Here is a 24,965-nt window from a genome sequence, read left to right on the forward strand (position 1 = left end):
GGCGTATTTTCTTGAGGCGGTCTCTTCCCCCTGCCGGTGCCGTCCATGCGACTTTCCTCCGCACTCATCGCCTGTGCCTTCCTGCTTACTTCCGCCTCGGCCGCGTCCGCTGATAGCCGCGTCTTCATTGTGGCTAACCAGGCCGATGGTTACGGCGTGGACGAGTGCCTCGCCAGGGGCGACAAATGCGGCGCCCACGCCGCCCGCTCATATTGTCAGTCACGGGAATTTGCACAGGCCACCGCCTATCGCCGCGTCGAGCCCGACGAATTCACCAGCGCGGTTCCAATCGGCGGCAGCGACAAATGCTCAGGTCCGGCGTGCGGCGAATATGTCGCCATCACCTGCCAGCGCTAGAGGCATTTATTCCGTAATTTCAAGGGCCGGTTTGCCACACCCGCGCCCCGGAAACGACGTGACGCTGCCCCGAGAAGCGGGTATTGGATGCGGCCTTGGCCGCAGAACGCCGCCTTGGCCGCGCCATCAGGCTTTCATGCCACGCGGATCAGCTCTCAATGGCCGGATATGCTGGAAATTCGCAACGCTCCCCTCTCCTTTCGGATTTTGACCTGCGCCATCCTGCTCGGTATCGCTGCCCCGGGCGCACCCGCTGTGGCGCAGACGAACGAAGACGCCATGGCGCAGATGAACCAGGACGCCCCGCCACAACAGGGCGCGCCGGCCAATCCGATCTGCATCCGGCTCGAAGGACAATTGGCGACGATCGACCGCGGCGCCGGCACTGGCGACCCCGCCAAAGATGAGCAGATCCGCCGCTATCAGGACGCGCAGGCCAAGCAGCAGGCCGAACTCGATCGGGTCACGCTGCAGGCCAAGCGGATGGGCTGCGAAAGCTCAGGCTTCTTCTCGCTGTTCAACGGCCGTTCCGCCCAGTGCGGCCCGGTGAACAACCAGATTCAGCAGATGCGCGCCAATCTCGACCAGATCACCACCAGCCTGGAACGGCTGCGCAGCGGCGGCATCGGCGGCGCCGATCGAGAAAACCAGCGCCGCTCGGTGCTGATGGCGCTCGCGCAGAACAATTGCGGCCCGCAATATGCCGCTGCCGCGCGCGGTCCGGGCAACTTCATCGACAATCTGTTCGGCAACAATAACCCGCTGCCGCCGCCCAGCGCCGATCTCGCCGCGCCATCCGGCACCTTCCGCACCGTCTGCGTCCGCACCTGCGACGGCGCCTATTTCCCGGTCTCGTTCGCTACCGTGCAGGCCCGCTTCCCGGACGATGAGAGGACCTGCAAGGCGCTATGCCCGGCGGCGGAGGCAAGCCTGTTCGCCTACCGCAATCCCGGCGAAGACATCAACCAGGCGGTCTCGATCAACGGCCAGCCCTATTCGTCGCTGCCCAACGCGTTCAAATTCCGCACTGAGTTCAATCCCTCCTGCTCTTGCAAGCCCGCGGGCCAGACCTGGTCGGAAGCGCTGAAGTCGGTCGACGACAAGGCTACGGTCGAACAGCAGGGAGACATCATCGTCACCGAGGAAAGCGCGAGGCGGATGCAGCAGCGCGGGCAAGCGAAGGGAGCTCCGCCGCCGGCTGCCGCCAAGAAGGGCGCCGCGCCCAACGGCACCGCTGCCGCGCCGACTGCAACGCCGGCGCCGGATACGACCGCCACCACCAACGACAAGGACAAGCCGATCCGCACCGTCGGCCCGACCTTCATTCCGCCCAAGCAGTAGGCGGCCCTACCCCTCGAACGCCTCCGCGGGGAACGACAGGCAGCGAACCCGGGCTCGCATTTCGCTGCTACGGCTCGCGCTCACGGCCCCACGGGAACAGAGCGGACGGAAAATCCGCCGCGTACCGGTGTCCTTTCCGCCGGCGCGGTAATTCCTGCGGAGGATTAGGATCGGGCTCGACCACTTTCCGATACAGATGCCAAGTGGCATGACCAAGCACCGGCAGAACGACGGCCAGCCCGACGAAGAGCGGTATCGAACCGATCACCAGCAGCGCCGCGACAATCAGGCCCCACCCGGCCATCGGAACCGGATTTTTCATCACAACGCGCAGTGACGTGCGGATAGCGTCTATCGCAGTTGCATGCCGGTCAAGCATCAACGGAAACGACACAACGCTGACGCACAGGGCGACGACAGCGAACAGGAAGCCGACGCCGCAACCGACGATTATGAGTGACCATCCGTCCGGCGTCGTCAGCACGCGCGTTGCAAAATCGGGAATGCTCGCAGCCGGTGCGTGGCCGAAGATGGAGACGTAGATAGCGTTCGCTGCGCCGATCCAGGCCCCGAATAGAACGAGCAGGAGCACGCCAAGCTCGATCATGGCGCCGAAAGATGGGGCATGCAGCACGCAGAGCGCATCCCATGCGCCGACTTCCTCGCCGCGCTCGCGGCGGCGGCTGAGCTCGTAGAGACCAATCGCGGCAAAGGGTCCAATCAAGGCAAAGCCGGCGGCCAGCGGAAACAGCAGCGGCAGTACCGAGTAGCCAAGGACCATCCTGAAGAGAGCAATACCGAGAACGGGATAAATCACGCATACGACAATCGCGTGACTTGGCACTGCCTTGAAATCTTCCCAGCCCAGGCGCAGCGCCTCGCTCAAGTCGGACAGTTCGATTTTGCGAATGGGGTATGTGGCGGCCTCGCCGAATACGTGTCGTCCAACTTTTGCGATGCTGTCGGAATATAGAGTGGCCATGCGCACCCTCCCGTGCTCTTAAGTTGCGGCGGTCATAACGACGCGCCGCAACCGCGCGCCTCCGCCCTGATGTGCGAGTGTCGCGGTCGAGCCTGGTACGGCAAACCCAAATTCAGATGGAGCTTAGCCGGACGAAACTTGTCGCGACCTGCTTGGTAAGTTTAGCGCGATTGGAAGCAGAAAGCACGCACTGTTGGGTGAATTGTGCACATGCACAGTCGTTTGGTGCGGCGCGTCATCATCAAGCGATTGCGCCGGCTGAGACTCGCTGGCCTGAAGCATCGTGTAGCGCTCCCGCGCGAGCCACAGCTCCCTACTGATCTATTGACGCCGGCCTCGACGCGTATCATCTTAATTCCTGACGCCCCGATCTGATGACTAGCGGTCGTAACGTGTGCTCCGTTCACGTTTTGATGTCGCGACCGATCAAAGTGGGCGAGGCAAGACGCACTGCGATGGCGCAAGTGTTGAATCTGCCATCGAGACAGGTGTGAGCTCCGCCCTCTGATTCGTCTCCGTTGCCTTTGATGGCAAGGAGGAATGAGGATGATTGTCGCCATCATACTGCTTTTAGTCGCAGTCGGCTCGGTGCTGTTTCACATCTACAGCCCGTGGTGGTGGACGCCGATCGCCACGAACTGGAGCTACATTGACCACACCATCAACATCACTTTCTGGATTACCGGCGTCGTTTTTTTCGCGGTGATCGCTTTCATGGCCTATTGCGTCTTCCGCTTTCATCACAAGGAGGGAAGACAGGCACACTACAATCCGGAGAACAAGAAGCTCGAGTGGTGGCTCAGCATCGGGACGGCGATCGGCGTTGCGGCCATGTTGGCGCCCGGGCTGTTTGTGTGGCACCAGTTCGTCACCGTTCCGGCGGACGCTACCGAGGTCGAGGTCATGGGCCAGCAGTGGCAATGGAGCTTCCGGCTGCCGGGCAAGGATGGCCGGATGGGCACAACCGATGTCCGCCACATCAGTCCCGATAACCCCATGGGTTTGAATCGCGACGACCCGCACGGGCAAGACGACGTCGTGATCGAAAGTGGCGAGTTGCACCTCCCGGTCGGAAAGCCGGTCAAGGTTTTGCTCCGCTCCGTCGATGTCCTGCACGATTTCTATGTGCCTGAATTCCGGGCCAAGATGGACATGGTGCCTGGCATGGTCACCTATTTCTGGATGACTCCGATCCGCACCGGAACGTTTGATGTGCTGTGCGCCGAGCTGTGTGGCGCAGCACACGCGCAGATGCGGGCCAAGGTCATCGTCGAGGAAGATGGTGAGTATCACGCCTGGCTGGAGCAACAGAAGACGTTTGCAGAGTTGTCAGGACGAAAAGCCGTTACGAAGGCGACGTACAGATCCGGCGGCAAGTAAGTGCCGCGCGAAAATAGATCGGGCGTGTGAAGCCAACTCATTCACCCCCGATGGGAACGACCGAGGAGGTATTTCTATGGTCGATGTTCCATATGATGCGACTACAGAAATTCCGCCTGCCGAAGTGGCAGAGGTTGAACTCTATCACCCCACGAGTTGGTGGACACGATATGTCTTTTCGCAGGACGCCAAAGTCATTGCCATCCAGTACTCGCTGACGGCATCGGCCATCGGCCTGGTGGCGCTTGTGCTGTCCTGGCTGATGCGCCTGCAACTGGGATTTCCCGGCACATTCTCCTTCATCGATGCAAACCAGTATCTCCAGTTCATCACCATGCACGGCATGATCATGGTGATCTACCTGCTCACGGCGTTGTTCCTGGGAGGGTTCGGCAATTACCTGATCCCGCTGATGGTCGGCGCCCGGGACATGGTGTTCCCCTATGTGAACATGCTGAGCTACTGGGTCTACCTGCTCGCCGTCGTGGTGCTGGCCTCGACGTTTTTCGTGCCCGGCGGGCCCACCGGCGCAGGCTGGACGCTGTACCCGCCGCAGGCGATCCTCTCCGGCACGCCCGGGCAGGATTGGGGCATCGTTCTCATGCTGTCCTCGCTGATCCTGTTCATCATCGGCTTCACCATGGGTGGATTGAATTATGTGGTGACAGTGCTGCAGGCGCGCACCCGCGGCATGACACTGATGCGGTTGCCCTTGACGGTATGGGGCATCTTCACGGCCACCATCATGGCACTACTGGCCTTCCCGGCGCTGTTCGTCGCCTCCGTCATGATGCTGTTCGATCGTCTCCTCGGGACCAGCTTCTTCATGCCCGCACTCGTCGAGATGGGGCAGCAGATGAAGTATGGCGGCGGCAGCCCGATCCTGTTCCAGCACCTGTTCTGGTTCTTCGGACATCCCGAAGTCTACATCGTCGCCCTGCCCGCCTTCGGCATCGTTTCCGATCTGATCAGCACGCATGCGCGAAAGAACATCTTCGGCTATCGCATGATGGTCTGGGCCATCGTGGCCATCGGCGCCCTCAGCTTCATCGTATGGGCGCACCACATGTATGTCAGTGGCATGCACCCGCATTTCGGGTTCTTCTTCGCAACCACGACGCTCATCATCGCCATCCCGACCGCCATCAAGGTCTATAACTGGGTGCTGACCCTGTGGCGCGGTGACATCCATCTCACGGTACCGATGCTGTTCGCCCTCGGCTTCATCATCACCTTCGTCAACGGCGGGCTCACCGGCCTCTTCCTCGGCAACGTCGTCGTGGACGTCCCGCTTTCGGATACCATGTTCGTCGTCGCGCATTTCCATATGGTGATGGGCGTGGCGCCGATCATGGTCGTGCTGGGCGCGATCTATCATTGGTACCCCAAGGTCACGGGGCGGATGCTCAACGACGCGCTCGGCAAGTTCCATTTCTGGGTAACGTTCCTCGGCGCCTACCTGATCTTCTTTCCCATGCATTATCTCGGGCTGCTCGGTGTTCCGCGCCGCTATCACGACATCGGCGAAGTGGCGTTCGTCCCGCCATCTGCCCATACGCTCAATGCCTTCATCACCGTGGTGGCTTTGACCGTGGGCTTCGCCCAGATGGTGTTCCTGTTCAATCTCGTCTGGAGCCTGTTCAAGGGCAGGCATTCAGGCGGCAATCCGTGGCGGGCGACAACACTGGAGTGGCAGACGCCGGAGACGCCGCCCGGACACGGCAACTGGGGCAAGGAGCTCCCGGTGGTCTATCGGTGGGCGTATGATTACAGCGTGCCAGGCGCCAAGGAAGATTTCATTCCGCAGAATCAGCCGCCGGCGACACGGGCCCTCCAGGGAGCCGCGCCGTGAGCGCCATCATCCTGTTCATGGCTGTGATCGCGGTGATCGTCGGATGGTGGCTGTCACAGCAGCGGCTGACTGCCAAACCGTGGCTGGAAGAAGGTCCGATCAGTGACTTCCCCGGCACCGGCGCAATGACCTTGCCGGCAGCGAAGATCGGGCTGGGAGTGTTCCTCGCTGTCGCCGGCTCGCTGTTCGCGCTCTTTATCAGCGCCTACTCCATGCGCATGAATATGGTGGACTGGCGGGCGATGCCCGTGCCCAGTCTGTTGTGGTTCAACACCGGCGTCCTGGTCCTGAGCAGTGTCGCGCTGCAATGGGCGCACGTCGCCGCGCGCCGGGACGACATGGACGGTGTGATTATCGGCCTGCTCGCAGGCGGACTATCCGCCGTCGTGTTCCTGGTCGGGCAGTTGCTTGCATGGCAGCAACTGCGGGTCTCCGGCTATTTCGTGGCGTCCAATCCAGCCAATTCCTTCTTCTACCTGATCACCGCCGCGCACGGGCTGCATCTGATGGGCGGTCTGCTGGCTCTGGGCCGAACGACTGCCAAGGTGTGGCGTGGCGCCAAGATGGTCCAGGTGCGTCTGAGCGTGGAGCTCTGCGCCATCTATTGGCATTTTTTGCTGCTGGTCTGGCTGGTCCTGCTTGGCCTGCTGACCGGCTGGACGGACGATTTCGTCGACATTTGTCGCCAGTTGCTCAAATAGAGAGGACATCGCTCGGATGGCAGAGACGACGCTGACGGACACCGTAGAATCGCCTGAGCGGATTGCAGGCTGGCGAGGCATTGCCGCCGACTGGTCCTCGGATCAGCGCGCGTTCAAGAATGTCTCCTGGGGGAAGGCCATGATGTGGATCTTCCTCCTGAGCGACACTTTCATCTTCAGTTGCTTCCTGCTGTCCTACATGACTGCGCGAATGTCCACGACCGTGCCGTGGCCGAATCCGAGCGAGGTCTTCGCCCTTAACATCGCAGGCAGGCATATCCCCCTCATCCTGATCGCCATCATGACTTTCATCCTGATCAGCAGCAGCGGGACGATGGCGATGGCCGTCAATTTCGGCTACCGCCGCGATCGCGTCAAAACCGCGGTCCTGATGCTGGTCACCGCGGCATTCGGCGCAACATTCGTCGGCATGCAGGCCTTCGAATGGACCAAGCTGATCATGGAAGGCGTCCGGCCTTGGGAAAACCCGTGGGGCGCGGCGCAGTTCGGCTCGAGCTTTTTCATGATCACCGGCTTCCACGGCACCCACGTGACGATCGGCGTGATTTTCCTGATTGCCATCGCGCGAAAGGTCTGGCGGGGAGACTTCGACGTCGCAAGGCGCGGCTTTTTCACGAGCCGGAAGGGCCATTACGAGATCGTCGAGATCATGGGCCTGTACTGGCATTTTGTCGATCTGGTGTGGGTGTTCATCTTTGCCTTTTTCTATCTTTGGTGAGGTCAGCGCATGACAAACGTGGCGGTAGATTTGGGAGCCCAACAACCTTCGCTGCACACTCACAAGCATGACGCAGTCGCGGTCGCAGCTGGAGCCACGCACGCAGAGGGGCAGCAGCACCCGATCAAGCTCTATCTCGTGGTCTGGGGATGGTTGTTCGTGCTCAGCACTTGTTCCTATCTCGTCGACTATTTCGGCCTGCACGGCCATCTCAGATGGTCGCTGATCTTGCTGTTCATGGTGTTGAAGGCCGGCCTGATCGTCGCGGTTTTCATGCACATGGCCTGGGAACGGCTGGCGCTCGCCTATGCCATCCTGCTGCCTCCGGTGCTGGTGCTGGTCTTCGTGGCCATAATGGTGTTCGAGTCCGAGTACACGCACCTCATCCGGGTCCTGTTCTTCGCGTCGCCGACCTAGATAGCACCGCCGGCATCAGAAGGAGGAGGTCATGACCACATAACGTCATGCTTGCAAATTGGACAGACCAAGGCATCCAGAAGGTAAAGGAGTCGCCTCATCGTCTGAATACGGCAAAGAAAGCTCTCAAGGAAATGGGAGGCGAGTTTCAAACTCTTTTTCCTCACCATGGGCGACTATGACATCGTCGCGATTTACGAAGCTCCTGACGATGCTGTGGCGGCGCGTTTCAATCTGCAGCTAGGCATGCTGGGAAACATCCGGACACGCACGCTGAAAGCGTTTCCTGAAGCGTCTTATCGGGAGATCATCAACTCGCTCGGTTAGACCAGAGCGCGCTGACTTACCATGCGCTATGGGACTATCCGTCAAATACGTCCGCCGAGGCGCGGCCGGCGCGGGCGACTAGCTTTTCGTCAGGCGCGGGCAGCGCCTTGCCGTTGTCTCGGAAGCGGTTGGTGATGGGATAGCGGCGGTCGCGGCCAAAATTCTTTTCCGTCACCTTGACGCCCGGCGCGGCCTGCCGGCGCTTGTATTCGGCAACATTCAGTAGCCGGTTGATCCGCGTCACCACGTCGGCCGGGAAACCGGCGGCGATGATCGTGGCCAGCGGCTCCTCGCGCTCGACGAGACGCTCCAGAATCCCGTCCAGCATTTCATAGGGCGGCAGCGAGTCCTGGTCGGTCTGGTTCTCGCGCAGTTCCGCCGTCGGCGGCCGCGTGATTATGTTGACCGGGATGACTTCGCCCGACGGCCCGAGCGCGCCGTCCGGCTTCCATCCGTTGCGCAGACTCGAGAGGCGGAACACTTCGGTCTTGTAGATGTCCTTGATCGGATTGAATCCCCCGTTCATGTCGCCATAGAGGGTGGCATAGCCGACCGACATTTCCGACTTGTTGCCAGTCGTCACCACCATCGCGCCGGTCTTGTTGGAGATCGCCATCAGCAGCGTGCCGCGGGTGCGCGCCTGCAGGTTCTCCTCGGTAATATCGCGCGGCAGTCCGGCGAACGGACCGGAGAGGATTTTCTCGAACCCGTTCACGGCGTCGGCAATCGGCAGCACCTCGTATCGGATACCGAGCGCTTTCGCGAGCTTTGCGGCATCGTCGAGCGACACCTGCGCGGTGAAACGGAACGGCAGCATCACGCCGCGAACCTGATCGGCGCCGAGCGCATCAACCGCAATGGCCGCGCACAGCGCGGAATCGATGCCGCCGGAGATGCCGAGCAGCACGCCGGGAAAGCCGTTCTTGCGGACGTAATCGCGCAGGCCCAGCACGCAGGCGGCGTAATCGCCCCTGTCGCCCTCTAGCAACGGCACGACCGGCCCATTGCAGCGCCAGCCGTCGGCGCCCTTGGTCCAACGCAGCGTAGTAATGCTCTCCTCGAACGCAGGGAGTTGCGCCGCGACCGAAAGATCGGCGTTCAGCGCAAACGACGCGCCGTCGAACACCAGTTCGTCCTGCCCGCCGATCTGGTTGAGGTAGACCAGCGGCAGACCGCTCTCGGTCACGCGGGCGACCGCGATCGACAGCCGGAGATCGTTCTTGTCGCGCGCGTAAGGCGAGCCGTTCGGCACGACGAGCATTTCCGCGCCGGTCTCGGCGAGGCATTCGACGACGTTTTCGTATTCCTCAGACTCCTCGAGCCAGATGTCCTCGCAAATGGGGACGCCGACCCGGATGCCGCGCACGGTCACCGGACCCGCGGCGGGGCCGCGCGCGAACAGGCGCTTCTCGTCGAACACGCCGTAGTTCGGTAAATTGGCCTTGAAACGCAACGCGACGATGCGGCCCTGATCGAGCAACGCGCAGGCGTTATAAAGCTTGCCGTCCTCGACCCAGGGCGTGCCGATCAGAACAGCCGGACCACCTCCCGCGGTCTCGCGCGCCAGTTCTTCGACCGCTGCGCGGCAGGCGGCCTGGAAGGCCGGCTTCAGCACCAGGTCTTCCGGCGGATAGCCGCAGATAAACAATTCGGGCAGCAGCAGGAGATCGGCGCCGTCGGCTTTCGCCTTCTCGCGCGCGGCACGCGCCTTGGCGGCGTTGCCCGGGACGTCGCCGACCGTCGGGTTCAACTGCGCCAGCGTGATCGTGAAGATAGGTTCGGTCATGGAAGCGATGGTGCCTTGCACAAGAGCAAACTGCAATCGACGCCTTTAGATCGCGCCCATGCGTTCGGCGAGGGCGAAGAGCCAGAACAGGCCGGCCATCAACAGCGCCACGCCGACCGCCGCCGACCCCATGTCCTTGACCTGGCCGATCTTCGGGTCGCGGTCCAAAGTCAGGCGATCGGCGAGCTTCTCGATCGCGGTGTTGAGCAGCTCGACCACCAGGACAAAGGCGACGGCCGCAACCAGTTCCACGCAGCGCATGGTGGTCGTGCCGATCAGCCAGGCCAGCGGCACCGATAGCGCCAGCGCGAACAGTTCCTCGCGGACGGCCTGCTCCGAACGGATCGCAAAGGCGAGGCCGTTACGCGTGTTGATGGTGGCCCGCCAAAGTCGCAGCAAATCAAAGTCCCGCTGCGGCCGGCATCGGCTTTTCCTTGCCCGCACGCTCCTGTTTCAGCAGTTCGGCGATCAGGAAGGCCATATCGATCGACTGTTCGGCATTGAGGCGAGGATCGCAGACCGTGTGGTAGCGGTCGTTGAGGTCCTCGTCGGTGATGGCGCGCGCGCCGCCGATGCATTCGGTGACATCCTGGCCGGTCATTTCCAGATGCACGCCGCCGGCATGGGTGCCTTCCGCCGCGTGGATAGCGAAGAACGACTTCACCTCCGACAGCACCCGGTCGAAGGGCCGGGTCTTGTAGCCTGAAGTCGAGGTGATGGTGTTGCCGTGCATGGGATCGCAAGACCAGACCACGACCCGCCCTTCCCGCTGCACGGCGCGGATCAGCGGCGCCAGGTGATCGCTGACCTTGTCGGAGCCGAAGCGGTTGATCAGCGTCAGCCTTCCCGGCTCGTTGTCGGGATTGAGAATGTCGATCAGCTTCAACAGTTCATCAGGCTTCAGCGAGGGGCCGCATTTCAGGCCGATCGGGTTCTTGATGCCGCGGAAATATTCGACATGGCCGTGGTCGAGCTGGCGGGTGCGGTCGCCGATCCAGATCATGTGGCCCGAGGTCGCGTACCAGTCGCCGGTCGTCGAATCGACCCGTGTCAAGGCCTGCTCGTAACCCAGCAGCAGCGCCTCATGGCTGGTATAGAAATCGGTGGCGCGCAGTTCGGGATGGCTTTCGAGATCGAGGCCGCAGGCGCGCATGAAATTCAGCGCGTCGGAGATACGGTCCGCCAGTTCCTTGTAGCGGCGTGACTGCGGGGAATCCTTGAGGAAGCCGAGCATCCACTGATGCACGCTGCCGAGATTGGCAAAGCCGCCGGTCGCGAACGCGCGGAGCAGATTGAGAGTCGCGGCCGATTGCCGGTAGGCCATCAACTGGCGCTGCGGATCGGGGATGCGCGCTTCCGGCGTGAAAGCGATGTCGTTGATGATGTCGCCGCGGTAGCTCGGCAGTTCGACACCGTTGATTTTTTCTGTGTTCGACGACCGCGGTTTTGCAAATTGTCCGGCGATGCGGCCGACCTTCACCACCGGCAGCGCGCCGGCATAGGTCAGGACAACCGCCATCTGCAGCAGCACGCGGAAGAAGTCGCGGATATTGTTGGCGCCGTGCTCGGCAAAGCTCTCGGCGCAATCGCCGCCCTGCAGCAGGAAGGCCTCGCCGGCCGCGACGCGGGCCAGCGCCTTTTTCAGGTTGCGGGCTTCGCCGGCGAACACCAGCGGCGGAAACGTGGCGAGCTGCGCCTCGACGTCGGCCAATGCCTTGGCGTCGGGATAATCGGGCACCTGCAGCACCGGCTTGGTGCGCCAGCTATCGGGCGTCCACCGCTCGGACATGACGTTAACTCCTGAGCAAAAACCGCAACTTATCAGCGATTGTGAAGGCCGCGTTATACACAGGCCTTCGGCCCACCGCCAGTTAGATTTCCGGTAGTCCTGACAAGCCCTTGCGGCAAAAGCCGATTTCGCTTTTGTTATAGCCGCTCGCAAAGCTGGCAGGAGACACGGTGGCCGAGCCGAGGCTGGACGACGTATTTGGCGATGATATTACGGTGCCCGCGAGGGATGGATATCCCCTTGCCGCGACGCTGTTTCTGCCCCGGGGGGCCAAGCGCCATGCGGTCCTGGTCAACTCGGCGACCGCCGTTCCCCGCAAGCTCTACCGGGGTTTTGCCAGCTATCTCGCCCGCCGCGGCTGCGCGGTGCTGACCTATGATTACCGCGGCACCGGCGACTCGACGCCGCAGGCGCTGACCGGCCACAGCCAGCCCAAATCGCTGGTCGGCTTCAAGGCCTCGATGTCGGACTGGGCCGCGCAGGATGTCACGGCGGCGGTCGCCTGGATGCGCGAGCGTTACAAGGCGCTGCCCTTCGCCTATGTCGGGCATTCGTTCGGCGGCCAGGCGCTCGGCCTGTTGCCGAACAATTCGGAGATTTCGCGCGCACTCTTGATTGCCGCACAAGCCGGTTACTGGAAACTGATGACAGCGCCGGAACGCTACCGCGTCTACGCCCTGCTGAATTTTGTAGGTGCCCCCTTAACCCGCGTACTCGGCTACATGCCGGGCAAGGCCGGCCTCGGCATGGATCTGCCGAAGGATGCATTCCTGCAATGGGTCAGCTGGGTGATGAGCCCGCGCTATCTGTTCGACGATGCCAGGCTCGATGCCGTGCAGAATTTCCCGAAATACAAGGGCGCGTTGCGCGCGCTCTGCATGTCCGACGATCCCTGGGCGACGCCGCCGGCGGTCGAATTGTTGTGTTCGGGATTTACCTCGATCGAGCCCGAGATCATCACGGTGACGCCTGCGGAGACCGGCGTGAGCAAGATCGGCCATATGGGGTTTTTCCGGCCCGAGCATCGCGACACGCTGTGGCGCGGGGCCGCGGAATGGATCCGGGCGGGGGAGTAGTTGTCGGCACCGCCGCGCATCGACAATGCGCTATTCATCCGCCTTGCCCGCTCCTGCAAATCGACGGACGGTAACGACGTCGCAGATATCGAACTGCATCAGGTCCTCGCCAGCGACCAGCGGCCCGTGATAGGTGCGGCGGGTTTCCCTGATGAGATCATCGACCGTGGCCGGCGGAATCAATTTGCTCGCGAGGAATACCAGATGGGTGTACGCCGCCAGCTTCGGTCTGGTTTGCGCAAAGACGCGGCCCGCCTCATCGGGCATCGTGTGATGCGCCATGATGCGTTGAATGAATGGCTCCGCCAGCAGCGCCGGCCGCGCAATCGCGACTTCGTGGATGAGCAGATCGGCGCCGGTGCCGTGCTTGATGACGTTTCGATTGAATCGGGTATCGCCTGAGATGACGACCGCGCGTCCATTATACTCAACACGATAACCATAGGCCGGTTTGATCGTATCGCCGTGATCGACCTCAAAGGCGATGACCTTCACGCCGTTGTTCTCGTAGACGACGCCGTCGGCGCTGAATTCTTCAACCGCAATGGCAGCTCCTCGCGGCGGAAGCTTTTCGTCCTCGATGCGTATGCTGACGTCGAGGGCATAGGCCTGCTCAAGATGGGTCATCAAGGTCTTCGCGCCATCCGGCCCCATCACGCGCAGCGGCTCTGTTCGCGTTCCGAAATAGGATTGCAACCAGCCGGTGAGCCAGAGATCGGGAATGCCGACGGTATGATCGGAGTGATAATGCGTAAGAAAGAGAGCGTCGAGCCGCCCGATCGGCACACCGAGCTGATGCAGGCGGATCGACGCCCCTCGCCCGGCATCGATCAGGAGTTTCTGATCGCCGGCCTCGATCAGCGTGCTCGGTCCGAAACGATCGAGCACCGGGATCGGTGTCCCGGTGCCCAACAGCGTTACCTTGAAATCGGATGCCTGCATCACTGCCCCATTTTGATTCCGGAATCCCTGACCACCTTGGCCCAATGCGCCGTCTGCGATCTGACGAGCTCGCCGTACGCAGCCGGCGTGCCGCCCGCCGGTTCGGCGCCGAGCTTGGCAAACGCTTCGCGGATTTTGGGTTTGGCCAACGCCTTGTTGATCGCACCATTCAGGCGATTGACGACGTCATCAGGCGTCCCGCTCTTCACCGCGAAACCGACCCAGTCCTCCACCGCCAGACCAGGGAAGCCTTGCTCTGCGATGGTTGGGACGTCTGCAAGCGCGGCGAGGCGTTTTGGTGCTGTCACCGCAAGCGCCCGAAGCTTGCCGGTGTTGATCAAGTCGACCACGGGCAGTGTCGTAACGAACATGAACTGGTTGGTGCCGTTAAGCAGATCGCCGATCGCCTGCGGAAACTGATTGTACGGGACATGCGTGGCGCGGGTTCCCGTCTGCAGCTTGAACATTTCGCCGATCAGGTGAGCGGGAGTGCCGAACCCGCCGGAGGAGAAAGTGAGCTTGTCCGGCTTCTCCTTGATGAGAGCCACGAGGTCGGACACCGATTTCACCGGCACCGAGGGATTCACAACAAGCACGTTGTACGAGGTGGATACCTTGACCACTGGCGCGAAATCGGTTTCCAGCCCGAACGGTATGCTCGGCAGAATCGCTGGGGCGGCGCTTACTGGCAGAGACATCGCATAGATGGCATATCCGTCTGCCGGGCGCCTAAGAACCTCCGAGCCGCCAAGCGTCAGCACGGCTCCGGCCCTGTTCTCCACCACAACGTTCCAGCCCTCGCTCTCCGAGAGCTCGGCTGCGATCACGCGGGTGATGATATCGGGCGGAGTTGAAGGCGCGTTCGGCACCACGATGGTGATGAGACGGGAGGGATATTGCTGCGCGCCCGCTTCATGGGCGAGGAACGTCACCGTCAGCATGGAGAGCACTAGCAGCTTTGTCGTATGGAAATACGGTACCGTGGCCATGGCTATCTCCTGATCGGTTGAAATCACGCTCGCTTCAATTTTCGGCTCCCGGGAATTCTTGCTCTTGTCGGCGCAGACTGTCGCGCCTGCGCTCTACCCGAAAGCGGAAAAGACGGCCGTTTCACCACGTGGAACGCTGGATTTCACTGTGTGAAACGAATAGGCTGCCTCAATTCGGGGCCTTGTCGAGTGGAATGATCGCAATGACCAAGACGATCAGAAGCCTGGAGCGAGGCCTCCAAGCGCTCAAAGCCCTCCACGCGACGCCAATTTCGTCGCTTCACGATATTTATGAGCAGACCAGAATTCCCAAGCCGACGCTGCTTCGCATCCTGCTCACGCTGGAGCAGTCCGGCCTGGTATCGCGAAGGCTTGCCGATGGCCGTTATCGCATCAGCTCGGGCCTGACACGCCTCGGCCGCAAGCGCGATCGCTATGACCGTGTCGCTGAAACAGCGGCACCCGTGCTCGATCGCCTCTGCCAGAAGGTCTCCTGGCCGTCCGATTTCATGGTGCCAGCCGGCGACCATCTGGAGATACGCGAGAGCAGCCGGACGCATAGCCCGTTCATGATCTACGTAAACAAGGATCGGATCGGGACGCCCGTGAACTGGCTGCTATCCGCTGTGGGGCGCGCGTACCTCGCGTATTGCCCCGAAAGCGAACGGAAGAAAGTGATCGCCTTGCTGCGCAAGTCAGACCGCCCGGAGAACTGGCTGGCGAAAGATCCGGCGCGGCTTGATGCAATTTTGTCTGAAACGAAGAAGCGAGGTTATGGCCTTCGCGATCAGACTTTTGCCGGCGGCGCTTACGGGACCCAGTCACCGGACGGCTTGGCTGGCATCGCAGTGCCCCTGCTCGACCGCGGCCGCGTCCACGGCGTGATCAACATCATTTGGCCGAAGCCCGCCCGCACGGTTGAAGAAATAGTCACGCAATGCTTGCCGAGCCTTCAGGCGGCAGCCGCAGAGATTGTCAACTCACTGCGCAAACGCCCTAATATGACCTGAAGACCCGGAACCGATCGCGCATCTCGCAGAGACCAGGTATTTGGTTCGCCGGGCAATCCGTGCTCACCTCACCACGGCGGCCGCGTCACCATCGTCGCTGGGCAAGACGTATTCGACCGCCAGCAGCCCGCCTTCAAGGATGAGAAACGCAACCGCGCCGCCTAGCCAGCCGAAGAAGGCAATAGCAAAGCCCAACAGGAGCAAGGCGCACATGATTTCCGCCAGGATCTTGCCACTCCGCTCGATCGCGTCCTGTCCTCTGGAAAAGTAAGCCATGGCCTCCCCTCCATCCACGCGTCATCAACCACGAATGCAACGTGGCACAAAGTCGGGAGTTCCGTTCATCCTCGGCGATCGCCGACCCGCGGTCGCGATGTTCATGCCCGACAAGGCCGGACATTCCTCGCCCGGCTGTTGAAACCCGTTCCCTTTTTCCGAATTAGCCTTCTCAATGAGGCGAGAGGCCACCCATGGAAGGAATTCGCGACGCCGCGCATCTGTGCATCGATATGCAGAACATCTTCGCCAGGGGCGGCGTGTGGGAAACGCCATGGATGGAAAGGGTGTTGCCGGTGATCTCGGAGATCGCCGCACGATATCGGGAGCGGACGGTATTCACGCGTTTCATCACACCCGAGCGGCCGGAAGACCGTCGCGGCCAGTGGCGGACCTATTTCACCAAATGGAAGCGCGCAACGCGCGGCGATCTCGCACCCGGCGCGCTCGATATCGTGCCGGCGCTCTCACGATATTCGCCGCCGGCTCTGGTCGTCGACAAGCCCGCCTATTCGGCATTCTTCGGATCGCGGCTCGGTCATCTGCTCGTCGAGCGGCATGTCGGCACGGTGGTGGTGTCAGGCGCGGAGACCGATGTCTGCGTGCTCTCCACAGTGCTCGGCGCGGTCGATCTCGGCTTCCGCGTCGTCATCGTGCAGGATGCGCTGTGCAGTTCCTCGGACACCGGCCATGATGCGCTGATGACCATGTATCGGACGCGGTTCAACGAGCAGATCGAGTTGGTCAGCGCCGCGGAACTGTTCGACATGTGGCATCCGGACTAGACGCCCCGGACCCGGAACCGCCGCTCCGGCTCCAACGTTGAGACGGCAGCAATCACCGCACGAAAGGATCGATCCATGGCGGCGCGGGACGTTCGCAAGGAAATGCCGCCGGTCAAATTGCCGCGCGCGGAATTCGAGAGGCGCTATCGCGGCCGCTTCGTCGATCCGGTGTTCCAGCCGTTTCAGCGCGAGCTCGACGCCATCGTCGCGGCGGCATGGGACGCCTATAGCCATTCCCGCAAAGCACCGCTAACCCGCAAGGCGGGCGCGGGCTTCGCCGATCCCGAGTACGAAATCGCGGTGGACTGGCTCGCCGCGCGCGAGGCCATTCTCGAAGCACAGCGGCGCCACGACGATGCTGCTGCGGAGCCGCGCATCCTCATCATCAACGGCTCGGCGCGCAGCGAGCATACCTGCCCCGGCGAGACGTCAAAGACGTGGCGGCTGGTCAAGCTCGCCGAGCCGGTGCTGGTCGAAATGGGATTTGCGGTCGACATTCTAGATCTGTCGCGGCTAACGTCGGAATATGGCCGGCAAATTCATCCCTGCAAATCCTGCGTCGCCACCGCAATGCCGCTCTGCCACTGGCCCTGCAGTTGCTATCCAAACTATGCGCTCGGCCAGACCGATGACTGGATGAACGAAATCTATCCGCTCTGGGTGGCAGCGCACGGTATCCTGATCGTGGCGCCGGTGAACTGGTATCACGCGTCGGCGGCGCTGAAAGCGATGATGGATCGCCTGGTCTGCGCCGATGGCGGCAATCCCGATCCGACGTCCACGCACGGCAAGCACGCCGACCAGGCCAAGGCGCTCGAACTGAAGGGATGGCCCTATCCGCGCCATCTGGCCGGCCGGCATTTCGGCCTTGTGATTCACGGCGACAGCGGAGGCGCGGAGACGCTGCGGCGCTCGTTGTCGGACTGGCTGACCGATATGGCGCTGATCTCGGCCGGCCGCACCGCCGAGGCCGAGGGCTATGTGGGCTACATGGAGCCCTACGCCACCTCGCATCAGGCGCTCGACGAAGACCGCGAATTCCAGCACGAGGTACGCAATGCGGCACGCGCGCTCGGCAATGCGGTGAAGCTGGCGCGCGCGGGGAAGCTAGAGAATCCGGCAAAGGGCCTTGCCGATCCGAATCCGAAATAGCCTCGTAGGATGGGTTGAGCGAGAAAGCGATACCATCAATGCTGGTGCACGTGATGATGGGTTTCGCTACGCTCAACCTACAAGCTATCGATCTCTACTTCCCGTAACTATAAAACCCCTGCCCGGTCTTGCGGCCGAGATGGCCGGCGGCGACCATTTCCTTCAAGAGCGGCGCAGGGCGGTATTTCGGGTCGTTGAAGCCCTGGTAGAACACTTCCATCACCGACAGCATGGTGTCGAGGCCGATCATGTCGGCGAGCGCCAGCGGGCCGATCGGATGGTTGCAGCCGAGCTTCATCCCGGCGTCGAGGTCTTCCGCCGTCGCCAGTCCTTCCTGCAGCGCGAAGATCGCCTCGTTGATCATCGGGCAGAGGATGCGGTTGACTGCAAAGCCCGGGCTGTTCTTCGCCGTGATCGAGACCTTGCCGATCCGTTTTGCAAAGCCTTCCGCCTTGGCGTGGGTATCGTCCGAGGTCTGCAAGCCCCGGATCAATTCCAACAGCGCCATCAGCGGCACCGGATTGAAGAAGTGCATGCCGATGAAGCGGTCCGGCCGGTCGGTCGCCGCCGCAAGTTTCGTGATCGAGATCGAGGACGTGTTGGTGGCGAGCAGCGCCTGCGGCCGCAGCTTTGGACAAAGGTCCTTCAGGATCTTGACCTTCAGGTCTTCATTCTCGGTCGCGGCCTCGATCACGAGATCGCACGTGGAAAACTTCGCCGTGTCCGTGGTCGTCGTAATGCGCGCCAGCGCCGCCTGCCGATCGGCGTCGGTCATCTTCTGCTTGTTCACGAGGCGCTCAAGGCTATTAGACACGACAGACATGCCGCGGGTGAGCGCGGCATCTGAAATGTCCGTCATGACGACGGGGAGACCGGCTGCGGCACACACCTGGGCAATGCCGTTACCCATGGTGCCTGCGCCGACGATTCCGATTGACTCAATCATGTTCGCCTACCTCTGTTCTTAAAAATACTGGATTACGTCGTTATCAGAATGCGACGGGCATCGGTAGTCCGAGCCTCGTAGGACGGGTGGAGCGAAGCAATACCCATCATTTGCGTGCGCGACAGCCGATGGCTTTCGCAAAAGTTGAACCCATCCTACGAATCTGGCTACTCCGCCGCCTGCCTCACATACCGTGCCGTCGGCGTCCGCATCGTCACCAATTCCTCGGCCGCCGTCGGATGCAGCGCGATCGTCGCGTCGAAATCGGCTTTGGTCGCTTTCATCTTCACGGCGATCGCGACCGCCTGGACGATTTCGGCCGCGGTGTCGCCGACGATGTGACAGCCCAGCACGCGATCCGTCGTGCCGTCGACCACGAGCTTCATCAGCACGCGGGTGTCGCGGCCGGACATCGTCGCCTTGATGGGGCGGAAATCGGCCTTGTAGATATCGACATGGCTCACCTGCGCGCGCGCCTGGGCTTCGGTCAGGCCCACGGTGCCGACTTCGGGCTGCGAGAACACCGCCGTCGGAATGGTGGCGTGGTCGACCTGCACCGGGCGCTTGCCGAACACGGTCTCGGCGAAGGCATGGCCCTCGCGGATCGCGACCGGCGTCAGATTGAGGCGATGGGTGACGTCGCCGATCGCATAGATGTTGTCGATCGATGTCTTCGACCATTCGTCGACGGCGATGCCGCCATTCGCAGGATTGATGGCGACGCCGGCCTTCTCGAGCCCGAGATTGGCGACGTTGGGGTGGCGGCCGATCGCGAACATCACCTTCTCCGAGGCGATGCTCGAACCGTTGGATAGGTGCGTGGTGTATTCGTTGCCGTGCCTGTCCACTTTATCGATGGTGCAGCCGGTAATGATCGTAATCCCCTGCGTCTCCATCTCGGCGCGCACGTGCTTGCGGACGTCCTCGTCAAAACCGCGCAGAATGTTGTCGCCGCGATAGATCACGGTGACGTCGGAGCCGAAGCCGGCAAAGATGCCGGCGAATTCCAGCGCGATATAGCCGCCGCCCTGGATCACGATACGCTTCGGCAATTCAGAGAGATGAAACGCCTCGTTGGAGGAAATGACGTGCTCGATGCCGGGGATCTCGCGGCCGTGATTGGGCGCGCCGCCGGTCGCGATCAGGATATAATTTGCGGTGACCGTTTCGCCGGTCATCAGCCTCAGTGTATGAGCGTCTTCCAGCACCGCGCGGGTTTTCGCGATGCGCGCACCTGATTTTTCGACATTGGCGGCGTAAATACCTTCGAGCCGTGCGATCTCCTTGTCCTTGTTGGCAACCAGCGTCGGCCAGTCGAAAGAAACTTCGGGGATAGTCCAGCCGAAACCCGCTGCGTCCTCGATCTCGTGGCGGACATGGGAGCCCAGCACGAACAGCTTCTTAGGCACGCAGCCGCGGATCACGCAGGTGCCGCCCATCCGGTATTCTTCGGCAACCATGACCTTTGCGCCGTGGTCGGCCGCGATGCGGGCGGCGCGAACGCCGCCCGAACCACCGCCGATGACGAACAGATCGACGTCGAACTCAGCCATCTCACCCCCGCCCGAAGTCGCTTCTGGTTAGCTCTTTTATTTGACGCGTTTTCTTCACGCGAACCGGAAGTCCACTCGCTCGAAAACGCTATCGTTCAGATATCCTTACCGCGCTTCTTCATCTCGGCGCGGAACTGGCCGTTGATGATTTCGGCAAAGTTCTGCGCCCATTGGTTCATGTAGGACATGCTGAACTGGATGGCGCGGGGCTCGCTCGCGAGCAGCTTCTGGCCGAGCGGCGACTTGTAGAAGGTCACGAGGTCCTTCAGCTCCTGTTCGGTGAACTCGTTGGCGTAGACCTGCGCCATGCCCTCGCCGATCTCCTTCTCGCGGCCGGCGAGATTCTTGGCGACGATCACGGCAACCTCGTTGAGGTCCTTCTGGTAGTTCAGATTGCTCTGCAGCAGCACGTTCTTGGTCTGCTCGACGAGATTGGGAACGGCGCTAGCATACATCGCGCTCGCATTCTTCATCGCAAGAATTTCCTTGGCGGCGGCGATCGCCGCCGGCGAAGCGGGCTTGAGCGCGGGCGCTGCGGCGGGTGCCTGCTTCTGCTGCGCATCAGCCGGAACGGCGGTCAGGGCCAGTCCCACTGCAAGGCCGGCAGCCGACAAAATCCGTGAAAGGCTCTTCATTTCAATTCTCCTCGATTACCGGCGTTACCGCCGCTCAACTACGCGAATTCCCTGAGCACCAGCCAGGACGGCGGTGCTGGCCAGGCCAATGAACAACCCGTGTTCGACGACACCCGGGATCAGGCTCAACAGGCCCGCCAGACGCGGCGCATCGGCGATGCGCCCAAGATGGGCATCGACAATCCAGTGGCCGCCATCGGTGACAAAAACGTGGCCGCCATTGCCCTTGCGGAGCCCCATTTGCCCGGAAACGCCACTTTGGGCAAATGCCGTGGCCATGGCCCGCAGGGTGGCGGCCAGCCCGAACGGAACAACCTCCACAGGTAGGGGGAAACGGCCGAGAACATCGACCCATTTGGTGTCGTCGGCGATCACGATCATGCGATCCGAGGCCGCCGCAACGATCTTCTCACGGAGCAGCGCGCCACCGCCGCCCTTGACCAGGTTGAGGGCGGGATCGACCTCGTCGGCACCATCGACGGTGAGATCGAGCCGGTCGACTTCATCGAGCGTGGTCAGCGGAATGTTGCAGGCTTCGGCCTGGGCGCGGGTCGCTTCCGAGGTCGGCACGCCGATCACCTTCATCCCGCCGGCAACCCTCTCGCCGAGCAGTTCGACGAATTGCCTGGCGGTCGAGCCGGTGCCGAGCCCGACCTTCATGCCATCCTGTACATGCTCCAGCGCCCGTGCCGCCGCTTGCCGCTTAAGTCCATCCATATCCACGTGCTGACGTGCTCCCAAAATCCGCCGATCCGCGGGCGCATGTCTAGCGTCGTTTGGGCTTTGGGAACAGCGCCTAAAGTCCTGCGTAAGCAGGATTATGGGGGCGAAATTCCATCCATCGCGGCCAAAATAGCTGCGAAACGCGGCTCGACTTCGGCACGCATGCCGGGATGAATGAAAATGTAGAGCTCATCGTTCCTGATTGCGGCGAGCACGCGCGCGGCAGCCGCGTCGGGCTCAAGTCCCGCGTCGATATTTGGGGCAATCTCGGCGACTAAGGCCGCCGCCGGACTCGCGGGATCGAGCAGCGGCGATTGACCGTAGCGCGCCGGACGATTGCGCCCGCTCTCGCCGATGCGGGTACGCACATAGCTCGGACACAGCACGCTGACGCCGATGCCGTGCGGTTGAGCTGAAGGCTAAGTCCCTCGGACATGCTGACGACTGCAAATTTGCTCGCCCCATAGGGGCTGAATCCCAGACCGCACTGCATGCCGGCCATCGATGCCGTGTTGACGATGTGGCCACCCTCGCCATGCGCGCGGATATGCGGCAGGAAACTTGCGATACCGTGCAGCACGCCCATCAGATTGACGTCGAGCACCCACCGCCAATTATCGAGCGAAATGTAGTCGATGCCGCCGCCCGCAGCGACGCCGGCATTGTTGCAGACCACATGTACGTTTCCGAACGCATCGAACGAGGCTTGCGCCGCCCGCTCGACGCTTTCGGGATCGGCGACGTCGCAGATGATGCCGCGGATACGGGGTGCGAATTCATCGAGGCGTTTCACCGCATCTCGGAGCGCGTCTGCTTCGATATCGGCGAGCATCACGTTCATGCCTGCTTCCGCAAAGGCGCGGCCGAGCGAAAACCCTATGCCGGCGGCGCCGCCGGTGACGAAAGCTGTTTTGCCGGCAAATTCGCGCATGGCCATGTCCCCTGGAATTTGGTGCATCCCTACTTGCAAGAAGGCGCACCTGCGGATAGCGAATTCCGGATGAGCCTTCCCCGCACCGTAGTCTTCGACCTCGACGGCACACTGGTCGACACCGCGCCCGACCTGATCGCCGCCCTCAATTTCGTGCTCGATCGCGAAGGATTGCCGCCGGTGCCGCTGCGTGCAGCGCGCAACATGATCGGCGCGGGCGCCCGCAAGCTGATCGAACGCGGGCTTGAGCTGGAAGGCCGTGCGACGAGCACTGACGACGTCGACCGCCTCACCAGGGATTTTATCGAGTATTACGCCGGCCATATCGCCGTGGAATCGCGGCCGTTCGAGGGGCTGGAGGCCGCGCTCGACGTTCTTGAGGCGCAGGGCTGTCGTTTTGCGGTCTGCACCAACAAGCTGGAATGGCTGTCAAAGCGGCTGCTCGACGAACTGGGCTTGAGCGGACGGTTCGCCGCGATCTGCGGCGCCGACACGTTCGGCGTCTCCAAGCCCGACCCAGTGATCCTGCAGCAGACAGTAGCTCGCGCCGGCGGGGATATTGGCGCGACGATCATGGTGGGCGATGCGGGACCTGACGTCGGCGTCGCCAGGCGGGCCGGCGTTCCCGTGATCGGGGTCGAATTCGGCTACACCGATGTTCCGATCGCCCAGCTTAAGCCCGACCGGGTGATTGGGCATATGCGCGAATTACCGGGTGCCGTGGACGGGCTCAGCGGCAGATTTGTGGGCTTAACCACTTGATTCTACGATGGTTTATTGGAACGTCAGATTCGCCACTAACCATTCCTTAACGCTTCTGCCCGGCATGGTTGCAGCGCCATCTCGATCGAATTACCCGCGCCCGACGCCGGCTTCTCCGTCACCTTCGCGATGCCCAAATTCCAGCCGGTGATCGTTCCGGTGCAGGTGATCCGTAATCCCGGTGATTTTGCTTCGCCGCCGACGACCATCATCGAGCCCAGCCCGGTATTCGCAGAGCTCAAGTCGACCGCGCCGCCGCCGAAGGTGCGCCAGCGGCCGAAGAAGAAGCCCGCAGCTGCCGCTGCGACGGTGGTCCCCGCCCCGGCACAGCCCGCCACGCGCTAGGTCCCGTCCCGGTCCTGCCCGCGCCACCTCCGAAAGGTTGCGGATTGTAGGCGCCTTACAAGGTGCCTAGATTATGCTAGCGAACCAGCGGGCAGAGAGGCCCCTTTAAAGGCAGTTTGAATGAGCGGCTCCCCGTCACCCGATCAGCGGTTCAGTCCAATGGTCGATCCCTTCGGCCGGACCATCCGGTATCTGCGCGTGTCGGTGACCGATCGCTGCGACCTGCGCTGCTTTTACTGCATGTCCGAGGACATGACATTCCTGCCGAAGAAGGATCTCCTGACGCTGGAGGAACTCGACCGGCTGTGTTCGGCCTTCATCGCCAAGGGCGTACGCAAGATCCGCCTCACCGGCGGCGAGCCGCTGGTCCGACGCAACGTGATGTCGCTGGTGCGCTCGCTGTCGCGGCATCTTGGAACCGGCGCGCTCGATGAGCTGACGCTGACCACCAACGGCTCGCAACTGGCGCGCTTTGCGGCCGAGTTGCGCGACTGCGGCGTCCGCCGCATCAACGTCTCGCTCGACACGCTCGATCCCGCAAAGTTCCGCGCCATCACGCGCTGGGGCGAGCTCGACAAGGTTTTGGTCGGCATCGAGGCTGCGCGGGACGCAGGCCTTGCGGTCAAGATCAACGCGGTGGCGCTGAAGAAAACGAACGAGGAAGAGATCCCCTCGCTGATGGAATGGGCGCACGGCAAGGGCATGGCGCTGACGCTGATCGAAGTCATGCCGATGGGCGACATCGGCGAAGGGCGGATCGACCAGTATGTGCCGCTGTCGCTTCTGCGTGCCCGCCTCGCACAGCACTACACGTTGACCGATCTCGACGAGGACACCGGCGGCCCCGCCCGCTACGTCCGGGTCACTGAGACCGGCGGCAAGCTCGGCTTCATCACGCCGATGACGCATAATTTCTGCGAGTCCTGTAACCGGGTACGGATCACCTGTACCGGCACGCTGCACACCTGCCTCGGCCACGAGGATGCCTCCGATTTGCGCAAGCCGTTGCGAGCCTCCGCCGACGACGACCTGCTCTCGGCAGCGATCGATCGCGCCATCGGGCTGAAGCCGAAGGGCCACGACTTCATCATCGACCGCCGGCATAACCGCCCGAGCGTCTCGCGCCACATGAGCGTGACCGGCGGCTGATCAGTAAGGCCGCTGATCGG

Annotated in this window: 26 protein-coding genes and 1 pseudogene; 14 read left to right on the plus strand and 13 right to left on the minus strand. The window is 62.2% G+C overall.

The genetic code is table 11. The features are described 5' to 3' along the window. Positions 1-45: 45 nt before the first annotated feature. Both HCN58_RS15515 and HCN58_RS15520 read left to right on the plus strand, forming a co-directional pair. Positions 46-357: a hypothetical protein gene (locus HCN58_RS15515; protein WP_171580212.1), complete on the plus strand. Its 312-nt coding sequence runs from the start codon at positions 46-48 to the stop codon at positions 355-357. 168 nt (positions 358-525) lie between these two features. Further along, complete coding sequence (locus tag HCN58_RS15520; protein ID WP_171580398.1) at positions 526-1,698, plus strand: DUF2865 domain-containing protein; 1,173 nt, start codon at positions 526-528, stop codon at positions 1,696-1,698. A 67-nt stretch (positions 1,699-1,765) separates the two neighbouring features. Here HCN58_RS15520 and HCN58_RS15525 read toward each other — a convergent pair whose 3' ends face one another. Next, positions 1,766-2,680, minus strand: coding sequence for a DUF2189 domain-containing protein (locus tag HCN58_RS15525; RefSeq protein ID WP_171580213.1), 915 nt, complete (start codon positions 2,678-2,680; stop codon positions 1,766-1,768). 546 nt (positions 2,681-3,226) lie between these two features. Between HCN58_RS15525 and HCN58_RS15530 the strand changes: the two genes are divergently transcribed. The 6 genes and pseudogenes from HCN58_RS15530 to HCN58_RS15555 all read left to right on the plus strand — a co-directional run bounded on the left by HCN58_RS15530 (position 3,227) and on the right by HCN58_RS15555 (position 8,096). After that, positions 3,227-4,060, plus strand: a complete 834-nt coding sequence (locus HCN58_RS15530; protein ID WP_171580214.1) for a cytochrome c oxidase subunit II — start codon at positions 3,227-3,229, stop codon at positions 4,058-4,060. A gap of 76 nt (positions 4,061-4,136) precedes the next feature. Continuing rightward, positions 4,137-5,912, plus strand: coding sequence for a cbb3-type cytochrome c oxidase subunit I (locus HCN58_RS15535; RefSeq protein ID WP_171580215.1), 1,776 nt, complete (start codon positions 4,137-4,139; stop codon positions 5,910-5,912). Next, complete coding sequence (locus tag HCN58_RS15540) at positions 5,909-6,613, plus strand: cytochrome c oxidase subunit 3 (protein ID WP_171580216.1); 705 nt, start codon at positions 5,909-5,911, stop codon at positions 6,611-6,613. The genes HCN58_RS15535 and HCN58_RS15540 overlap by 4 nt, the downstream gene beginning before the upstream one ends. Positions 6,614-6,629: 16 nt before the next feature. Next, positions 6,630-7,352, plus strand: a complete 723-nt coding sequence (locus tag HCN58_RS15545; protein ID WP_171580217.1) for a heme-copper oxidase subunit III family protein — start codon at positions 6,630-6,632, stop codon at positions 7,350-7,352. Positions 7,353-7,361: 9 nt separating this feature from the next. After that, entirely contained in the window at positions 7,362-7,769 is a 408-nt protein-coding gene (locus tag HCN58_RS15550; RefSeq protein WP_171580218.1) for a cytochrome C oxidase subunit IV family protein, read from the plus strand. Between the two features lie 47 nt (positions 7,770-7,816). Further along, positions 7,817-8,096: pseudogene (locus HCN58_RS15555) on the plus strand (GYD domain-containing protein). Positions 8,097-8,130: 34 nt separating this feature from the next. Here the strand turns inward: HCN58_RS15555 and HCN58_RS15560 are convergent. Genes HCN58_RS15560 through HCN58_RS15570 form a run of 3 tightly spaced genes read right to left on the minus strand, consistent with a single transcriptional unit; the run spans position 8,131 to position 11,671 of the window. Next, positions 8,131-9,882, minus strand: a complete 1,752-nt coding sequence (locus HCN58_RS15560; protein WP_171580219.1) for an NAD+ synthase — start codon at positions 9,880-9,882, stop codon at positions 8,131-8,133. Positions 9,883-9,927: 45 nt separating this feature from the next. Then, complete coding sequence (locus HCN58_RS15565) at positions 9,928-10,281, minus strand: diacylglycerol kinase (RefSeq protein ID WP_171580220.1); 354 nt, start codon at positions 10,279-10,281, stop codon at positions 9,928-9,930. Between the two features lies 1 nt (position 10,282). Next, positions 10,283-11,671, minus strand: coding sequence for a class II 3-deoxy-7-phosphoheptulonate synthase (locus HCN58_RS15570; RefSeq protein ID WP_171580221.1), 1,389 nt, complete (start codon positions 11,669-11,671; stop codon positions 10,283-10,285). Between the two features lie 170 nt (positions 11,672-11,841). Here HCN58_RS15570 and HCN58_RS15575 point away from each other — a divergent pair, with 170 nt between their 5' ends. After that, a complete protein-coding gene (locus HCN58_RS15575) occupies positions 11,842-12,747 on the plus strand; it encodes an alpha/beta hydrolase family protein (protein ID WP_171580222.1) in 906 nt (301 codons plus the stop codon). A 30-nt stretch (positions 12,748-12,777) separates the two neighbouring features. Here the strand turns inward: HCN58_RS15575 and HCN58_RS15580 are convergent, their stop codons facing one another. After that, positions 12,778-13,689, minus strand: coding sequence for an MBL fold metallo-hydrolase (locus HCN58_RS15580; RefSeq protein WP_171580223.1), 912 nt, complete (start codon positions 13,687-13,689; stop codon positions 12,778-12,780). Then, positions 13,689-14,678, minus strand: coding sequence for a Bug family tripartite tricarboxylate transporter substrate binding protein (locus HCN58_RS15585; RefSeq protein WP_235983626.1), 990 nt, complete (start codon positions 14,676-14,678; stop codon positions 13,689-13,691). Before HCN58_RS15585 ends, HCN58_RS15580 begins: the two co-directional genes overlap by 1 nt. Before the next feature lie 203 nt (positions 14,679-14,881). Here HCN58_RS15585 and HCN58_RS15590 point away from each other — a divergent pair, with 203 nt between their 5' ends. Then, positions 14,882-15,688, plus strand: a complete 807-nt coding sequence (locus HCN58_RS15590; protein ID WP_171580224.1) for a helix-turn-helix domain-containing protein — start codon at positions 14,882-14,884, stop codon at positions 15,686-15,688. 63 nt (positions 15,689-15,751) lie between these two features. Here HCN58_RS15590 and HCN58_RS15595 read toward each other — a convergent pair whose 3' ends face one another. Then, entirely contained in the window at positions 15,752-15,964 is a 213-nt protein-coding gene (locus HCN58_RS15595; protein ID WP_171580225.1) for a hypothetical protein, read from the minus strand. Positions 15,965-16,158: 194 nt separating this feature from the next. On the opposite strand from HCN58_RS15595, the gene HCN58_RS15600 reads away from it, so the two are divergent. Both HCN58_RS15600 and HCN58_RS15605 read left to right on the plus strand, forming a co-directional pair. Beyond that, positions 16,159-16,749, plus strand: coding sequence for a cysteine hydrolase family protein (locus tag HCN58_RS15600; protein ID WP_171580226.1), 591 nt, complete (start codon positions 16,159-16,161; stop codon positions 16,747-16,749). Positions 16,750-16,824: 75 nt separating this feature from the next. Then, complete coding sequence (locus HCN58_RS15605; protein WP_171580227.1) at positions 16,825-17,901, plus strand: flavodoxin family protein; 1,077 nt, start codon at positions 16,825-16,827, stop codon at positions 17,899-17,901. A gap of 94 nt (positions 17,902-17,995) precedes the next feature. Here the strand turns inward: HCN58_RS15605 and HCN58_RS15610 are convergent, their stop codons facing one another. The 5 genes from HCN58_RS15610 to HCN58_RS15630 form a co-directional block, all read right to left on the minus strand. After that, on the minus strand, positions 17,996-18,847 hold the full coding sequence (locus HCN58_RS15610; protein WP_171580228.1) for a 3-hydroxybutyryl-CoA dehydrogenase: 852 nt from the start codon (positions 18,845-18,847) through the stop codon (positions 17,996-17,998). 167 nt (positions 18,848-19,014) lie between these two features. Beyond that, entirely contained in the window at positions 19,015-20,400 is a 1,386-nt protein-coding gene (gene gor / locus HCN58_RS15615) for a glutathione-disulfide reductase (protein ID WP_171580229.1), read from the minus strand. 95 nt (positions 20,401-20,495) lie between these two features. Then, positions 20,496-21,035, minus strand: a complete 540-nt coding sequence (locus HCN58_RS15620) for a DUF2059 domain-containing protein (RefSeq protein WP_171580230.1) — start codon at positions 21,033-21,035, stop codon at positions 20,496-20,498. Between the two features lie 24 nt (positions 21,036-21,059). Beyond that, positions 21,060-21,758: a ribose-5-phosphate isomerase RpiA gene (gene rpiA / locus HCN58_RS15625; RefSeq protein WP_171580231.1), complete on the minus strand. Its 699-nt coding sequence runs from the start codon at positions 21,756-21,758 to the stop codon at positions 21,060-21,062. Between the two features lie 274 nt (positions 21,759-22,032). Then, on the minus strand, positions 22,033-22,689 hold the full coding sequence (locus tag HCN58_RS15630) for an SDR family NAD(P)-dependent oxidoreductase (protein WP_235983628.1): 657 nt from the start codon (positions 22,687-22,689) through the stop codon (positions 22,033-22,035). 69 nt (positions 22,690-22,758) lie between these two features. Here HCN58_RS15630 and HCN58_RS15635 point away from each other — a divergent pair, with 69 nt between their 5' ends. Further along, entirely contained in the window at positions 22,759-23,451 is a 693-nt protein-coding gene (locus tag HCN58_RS15635; protein WP_171580232.1) for an HAD family hydrolase, read from the plus strand. A gap of 35 nt (positions 23,452-23,486) precedes the next feature. On the opposite strand, the gene HCN58_RS15640 is transcribed toward HCN58_RS15635, so the two are convergent. Then, the gene (locus HCN58_RS15640; RefSeq protein WP_171580233.1) at positions 23,487-23,789 is read right to left on the minus strand and encodes a hypothetical protein; all 303 of its coding nucleotides are present in this window, start codon (positions 23,787-23,789) and stop codon (positions 23,487-23,489) included. Between the two features lie 127 nt (positions 23,790-23,916). Here HCN58_RS15640 and moaA point away from each other — a divergent pair, with 127 nt between their 5' ends. Then, on the plus strand, positions 23,917-24,945 hold the full coding sequence (gene moaA, locus HCN58_RS15645; protein ID WP_171580234.1) for a GTP 3',8-cyclase MoaA: 1,029 nt from the start codon (positions 23,917-23,919) through the stop codon (positions 24,943-24,945). Positions 24,946-24,965 lie beyond the last annotated feature (20 nt).

It is taken from the genome of Bradyrhizobium australiense (assembly GCF_013114825.1).
Lineage (GTDB): Bacteria > Pseudomonadota > Alphaproteobacteria > Rhizobiales > Xanthobacteraceae > Bradyrhizobium > Bradyrhizobium australiense.